Raw genomic sequence first — 6,436 nt, 5'->3', positions numbered from 1 at the left:
TTTCAGCCTTTCAGCCTTTTAGCCTTTCAGCCTCTCAGCCTCTCAGCCTCTCAGCCTCTCAGCCTCTCAGCCTCTCAGACCGATGGTGCGCCAATCGAAGCGCGTGCTCCTCTTCCCCTGGGTTCCCTAAGTCCCTCTGGGAAATCGGGTGAGGCCCTGCAGATGGTGCGGGACAAGGCCCTCAGCGTTCTCGCTATTGCTGGCCTCTCCCAACGCATGCGATCCGAGAGCGTGAGCGTAGCGAGAGAACCGGCGACCATCATCCGCAGCGTCAATCCCAGCAGCGAGAGAGTGGAGACCGATGTTGTTGGAGGAGCGATTCGGTGCCGCAGCCGCAACCTCACGACCGACTCGATGACCAATAGAGAGGTTCAATGCCGCAGCCGCAAGCTCACCACCGATTTGACGACCAATCGGTACGTGCATCCGGTTGAGCCCGAACCTGTAATGGTCCACCGCGGTCATTGAGGTGTTGCCCGCGAGCGCATGCGCGCCTTCATCCCTGATGTTGTTGTTCGATGCCAGGTTGAGCTTGGTGACCGAGGTGTTCTTGGCCAAGGCCACTTTGCCTGCATTGCCGATGTGGTTGTTGCCCAGGTCGAGCGAGGTGATTGAGGAGGTCTTGGCGAGGGCCACTGCGCCTTCATCCCCGATCTGGTTCGACGCCAGGTTGAGCTTGGTGACCTTGGTGTTTCTGGCCAGGATTACTGCGCCTGTGTTTCCGATCTGGTTCGATGCCAGGTTGAGCCCGGTGACCGTGGTGTTCGCGGCGAAGGCCGCTGCGCCTACATCCCCGATCTGGTTCGATGCCAGGTTGAGCTTGGTGAGCGTGGTGTTTTTGGCGAGGGCCACTGCGCCTGTGGTTCCGATAAAGTTCGACTCCAGGTTGAGCTCGGTGACCGTGGTATTTCTGGCGATGGCCACTGCGCCTGGGATTCCGATCTGGTTCGATGCCAGGTTGAGCTTGGTGATCGAGGTGTTCGCGGCGAGGACCACTGCGCCTTGATGCCCGATGTGGTTCGATGCCAGGTTGAGCTTGGTGAGCGAGGTGTTCGCGGCGAGGGCCTGCGCTCCTGTAGGCCCGATGGAATTCTTGCTCACGTCGAGCGAGGTGATCGAGGTGTTTTTGGCGAGGGCCACTGCGCCTGCATCCCCGAGGACGTTGTTGCCCAGGTCAAGCGAGGTGATCGAGGTATTCTTGGCGAAGGCCTCTGCGCATCCAGTCCTGATGTTGTTGGAAGCCAGGCCGAGCGTGGTAATCGAAGTGCTTTCTGCGAGGATCCGTGCGCCTTCATCCCCGATGAGGTTGTTGCTCAGGTTGAGCGTGGTGATCGATTTTTTGGCAGCGAGCACCCGCGCCCCGTCAACCCGGATCGAACAGTTTTGTGCCGTGAGCGATTCAAGCATCGGCAAGTTGTTCAAGTGCGCCAATCCAGCAGCGGAAATGTTTCGGGCACCGATCACTGACAACTCGCGCAAGGAGGGCGGCAGGGCTCGAAGGTCCTTGTCGGTGAACCTATCACCATTCAATGAAATCTTGGAGATTTTCGCGCTCTTGTATGTTTTCAAAGCGTCCTCCAATTCTTTTGAATTCCGCACGGTCAGGCCCTGCACGCACTCCGCACCAACCGTGGCGGCAGCCTTACTCGCTTCGCGAAACTTCGACCTCGTCTCCAGATTCATCCTGCTGGCCACCTCCACCCACAACTCTCTTGGTTAACACCTCGATCACCTCGCTCGACCTGACGAGAAACGACATTGGCAGGTTGGGCGCGCAAGCCCTGGCGGCCAACACCAAGATCACCTCGCTCAACCTGGAACACAACAGGATCGGCGATGCAGGCGCGCAAGCCCTGGCGGCCAACACCAAGATCACCTCGCTCAACCTGGCAGCCAACAGGATCGGCGATGCGGGCGCGCAAGCCCTGGCGGCCAACACCAAGATCACCTCGCTCAACCTGGCAGTCAACAGGATCGGCGATGCGGGCGCGCAAGCCCTGGCGGCTAATACCTCGATCACCTCGCTCAACTTGGAGGGCAACAACGACATTGGCGATGAGGGCGCGCAAGCCCTGGCGGCTAACACCTCGATCACCTCGCTCAACCTGCAGACCAACAACATCGGCGTTGCGGGCGCGCAAGCCTTGGCGGCCAACACCAAGATCACCTCGCTCAACTTGCGGAACAACAACAGCTTTGGCGCTGCGGGCGCGCAAGCCCTGGCGGCTAACGCCTCGATCACCTCGCTCGATGTGGCCCACAACAACATTCGCGATGCGGGCGCGCAAGCCCTGGCGGCCAACGTCTCGATCTCCTCGCTCTACCTGCGGGGCAACAATATCGGCTTTGCGGGCGTGCAAGCCCTGGCGGCCAGCGCCTCGATCACCTCGCTCGACCTGGCCGACAACAACATTGGCGTTGAGGGCGCGCAAGCTCTGGCGGCCAACACCAGGATCACCTCGCTTAACCTGGAATCGAACAATATCGGTGATGCGGGCGCGCAAGCCCTGGCGGCCAACACCAAGATCACCTTGCTCAACCTGCGGAAGAACAACATCGGCGATAAGGGGGTGCGAGCTCTGGCGGCCAACACTTCGATCACCTCGCTCGACCTGAGGGAGAACAACATCGGCACTGCGGGCGCGCGAGCCCTGGCGGCCAATACCAGGATCACCTCGCTCAACTTGCAAGACTGCCGTATAAGCAAGGCAGGCCGGAAAGCTCTGGAAAAAGTCCGAGATCGCTTTGAATTGCTGGTGTTATGACAATGACTGTCGAGATAGTCTAGGCGTCTAGGCCGGGCCATGGGGACTTTTTAAAGCCTCGCAGATCGCGAACCTGGGCTTTACGAACGTGCTCGCCGACAGCTGGCGGCCGTCGCACAGCAACGGCAGTTGCCACATTACTGGTGCGCCAGATCTGCCGGCTGCACCGCAAGAAACCGACGTCCACCGCCTTCTGGCAGCGCTGGAACGTGCTGCATGCCCGGCTGGGCCTGAATTCGTGTCTGTCGTGGCGGATGTACGTACGCGCGGCCTACAACTCCCCGACCGCGCGTCGAAAGGCGACGAGGCGCGTTTGCCAACGGCGATAGGTGCGGGCCTCGTAGACGCTGCGAGCCTCGAGTGCTGCAGCCGCCATGCTGTGGCCCATCGTTTCCTGAGGGCCAAGCGAAGAGACCGCATTCTTCCAAGTGTGCTTCATGTCAGCGCGAAGGCCGAGGTGCCAAACTCGGGCTTCACAGTCCTCGTGTTCCGGTTCGCGGACCATCGCCCGCAGCGCCGCGGCCGCGCAGTCGGGTTTACTTTCCACGAATTGACGAGACGCCTTCGCCGCCTCTCCCTTTGCCAGGAAGTCAATGAATCTCGCGCTCAACGGGCCGTACCACAACGTATGTACGGAGTGCACGAATCGTGGGTTATTCATGAGATCGACATCTCCAACCACATGAAGCATTGCGGCCGCATACGCCATGTCTGCCGCCAGGCGCGCAAGCCGAGGTCCGAGCCGGCCGGGTTCATCGAAGGTGTGAATGGGGACGAGAAACTGCCACGCAGCGACATCGAACGACGCCTTGCGAGCTTGGTGCTTCACCCCATTCAAGCCGGGGAGTTCGGGCAGCACCGCGGACGGGGCATCGTACAGATGAACTTCCGGCATCAGGCCGGGAGGTATTTGCGATGCGTCGAGCCCGAGCAGGCGGGCCGCGAGGCGCACGACGGTCTCGCACACGTCGTCGCGCGATACACCTTCGCCGTTGCGGATCGCTTCCTCGAGGCGCGCCACGCCCTCCGAAAATCCAGACTCCGCCTTCGCATTGGCGATGGCGTTGCCCACGCAATGCGCATGTGCATACCCGGCTTGCTCCAGTACTCCCTGTAGCATCGCTGCCGGGTCGTTCTTCCCGGCGACGAACGCCTCTTCGCTGATCCGCTCCCCTTTCGGTAAATGAAGAACGTGCCCATATGATCGCTCCAGGTTGTGGAGGAACACTTCGAGCGTATCGGCAATCAATTCCAATGCATGCAGAGCATTGCGCCTGGGCCTGTCGGCAATGAAGTCTTCCAGTGCCGCAGCAAACCCGATGACATCTTCCTGCCGAGGCGAATTCATCGTGATCTCGTCGACCCTGTCTTTCATCGCCGCGAGCGTATTTCTCCAATGCTCCGTGACCCCGCGGTTCCATGCTTGGGAGCACGTTGCCGTATGAAGCATTGCCGTGGACAGCAGGATACGTTCCATCAGGCCTCCGATCCCTGGATACCAGGCAGGATCGAACTGTGCAACCATCCCTGAACGATCAGCACTGGGCGCCATACTCTTGCCGTCTGTCTTCAAAGTGTCAGCCAGTTCATCGAGCATGCCCGCGAACTCGTCCATGCCGATTTCGGGCGCGAACGAGAACGAAGGCATTCCCGTCTTGCCGGCCAGCAGCTCATGCACATGGACTTCTTCCAGATAAGCCTGTACTTCGAGCGGGTCGCTGACGTACATGATCAGGTCGCCGCCGCAGTCGGCTCCCCCCCACTTCAGCCGCCGCGCTGCCTCCAGGAATCCGGCGCGCGGATGCGTGGAGGTATCCAATGCGGGCGACGTGTTGAATTGGGCCTCATGAACTGCTTCATGTGCGATGACTCCCGCCACGTCCCACGCCTGCGGCCTTGCGGACAGGCACCTCGTTCCGCTGCCCGTGCGACCGCGATCTGCCGCCGCAATCGGGGCCAATTCGTGAGTGAGGACGAGTCGCGGCAGCTTGTTGGGAGCCATCCCTCCATGGGCAGTCCAGCGATTATGGTTCTCGCCGAGAAAGACCAATCCGGTAAGCGGCACCGCCTTGTCACGCTGTCGGTCGCACAAGCTCTTCAGTAGCAACACCCTGCCCTTGACCATTTGGGCAAAGACCAGGTTCGCGCTTTCCGGGGGCATTACGTCGGCCTGTGCGACGGCGGAGAGCTGGCGAATCATCGCGAGTCGGGGTTCGTTCAACGCTTCAACGGGCTCTTCTCGGCGGCTGACCCGGATTCCATGCGAGATTTGCCGGCGGTTTGCCTGGGCCAGCGAGTCCCGCTCGCTTTCGGACAGCACTCGGCGACGAGGCAACCCGTCTGGCCGAGCCGGCGATTGGCTTCCACCTCGATGCCCGGCGCTCGTCGCGCCGGATTCGGAAGAGTGGGATGAATTGAAACGATCATTCACCCACGATGTCAATGACGTTGAAAGTCTTCTCAACATAACTCGAAGGGCAATTGGCTATTGCAAGAATTCATGCGCCTTGCCAGAAGGACAGATTGCGACACCTCATGTGGGGACAAGCTGTTGCGGTTCAAGCTTGAGTTGGCCGGAGCTTGATAGCCAGCCTGTCATTTGCCTTCACCGCATCGAACGACTTGATGAGGGCATCGTGCTCGGCAAGGGTCACTTCGTCTAATTGCATCAGCTGGTATGCCTTTTTCTTGAATTCATCACGCCTGCCACCAACGACGTCCTGCGCCATGCTGTGCACAATCTTCGCAGCCTGTTCGTTTGACGGCTGGAGGTCTTGCAAGAAAGTGTGTGTGCGCAAAGTCTTGGGCGGACTCGAACGGCCGGATGACGTGAATGCGGTCGCTCCTCCCTGATGTCCGGCCCTCGGAACATAGAAGCGGCTGGTTGATGGCTCAGCAGGTTGCTTGGTGGGTACATCGCGAGGTGGGAGCGTTATAGCCACGTTGCCACTACTCCTCGCCTCACCGAACCACTTGAGGATGGCATTGTGCTGGACAGGGGTCACATGGCGTGAAGTCCTCAGCATGCCTGCCTTTTCCTCGAATTCATCAGAACGCTGAGCAACAACGGCCGCCAACATGCTTTCGACAATTTGCTCAGCCTCTCTGTTTAACAGCCGCAGGTCTCGCAAAAAGTCGGGGATGCTTTGGGCAGGCATGGTGTTACTTCGATCATCCTGCGAGGCCGGAAGTTGGTTCGGGAGTGGTCTGCGCGGTGCAAGCGATGCGTCGCTCCGGCTTCCGCTGATAGAGCTTCTCGGCTGAACCCTGGGCAGCGTTGATCCCTGACCTGCGCCTCGCTGCCGGCCTCGCGGGTGGTCGCTCTCAGCTGAAAGCGGAGTCCTTGACCTGCCAAATCCAAAACACGAGGGGACGAGGAATGAAAGTAGAGAACGTGACACGAGGCGAAGCCTTTCCAACTGTAGCAATGCGGGGACGCGCCAGGACAGCTCCTACCAAGCGCGGACTGGGACGAGTGTGATCTCTTGAGCCGCAACGAGCATGGTCTTCGCGAAATTGTGGCGATAGATGCGAACATCCTAGGCCGTCAGTGGAGATAGTCCCGTCGCTCAATAGCGAGGAACCGACGCCTCAATGCGACATGAACACCGGAACCGATGTCGACATCAGCACGTCGCGTGTCGCTCCTCGCAGCACGATCTCTCGCAGGC

General features: G+C 60.1%; 4 protein-coding genes. 1 reads left to right on the top strand and 3 read right to left on the bottom strand.

The genetic code is table 11. From position 1 onward, the window contains the following. Positions 1-126 precede the first annotated feature (126 nt). Positions 127-1,569, bottom strand: coding sequence for a leucine-rich repeat protein (locus AC30NL_RS19515; protein ID WP_489465649.1), 1,443 nt, complete (start codon positions 1,567-1,569; stop codon positions 127-129). Between the two features lie 143 nt (positions 1,570-1,712). On the opposite strand from AC30NL_RS19515, the gene AC30NL_RS19510 reads away from it, so the two are divergent. Continuing rightward, positions 1,713-2,765: a leucine-rich repeat domain-containing protein gene (locus AC30NL_RS19510; RefSeq protein WP_489465648.1), complete on the top strand. Its 1,053-nt coding sequence runs from the start codon at positions 1,713-1,715 to the stop codon at positions 2,763-2,765. Between the two features lie 271 nt (positions 2,766-3,036). Here the strand turns inward: AC30NL_RS19510 and AC30NL_RS19505 are convergent, their stop codons facing one another. Together AC30NL_RS19505 and AC30NL_RS19500 are read right to left on the bottom strand one after the other, a co-directional pair. Next, positions 3,037-4,986 (bottom strand): hypothetical protein, encoded by a 1,950-nt coding sequence (locus tag AC30NL_RS19505; protein WP_489465647.1) that lies wholly within the window; start codon positions 4,984-4,986, stop codon positions 3,037-3,039. Between the two features lie 337 nt (positions 4,987-5,323). Further along, entirely contained in the window at positions 5,324-5,923 is a 600-nt protein-coding gene (locus AC30NL_RS19500) for a hypothetical protein (RefSeq protein WP_489465646.1), read from the bottom strand. Positions 5,924-6,436 lie beyond the last annotated feature (513 nt).

It is taken from the genome of Rhizobacter sp. (assembly GCA_021153565.1).
Taxonomy (GTDB): Bacteria; Pseudomonadota; Gammaproteobacteria; order Burkholderiales; family Burkholderiaceae_C; genus Albitalea.
This window is presented reverse-complemented; position numbering and strand designations above follow the sequence as displayed.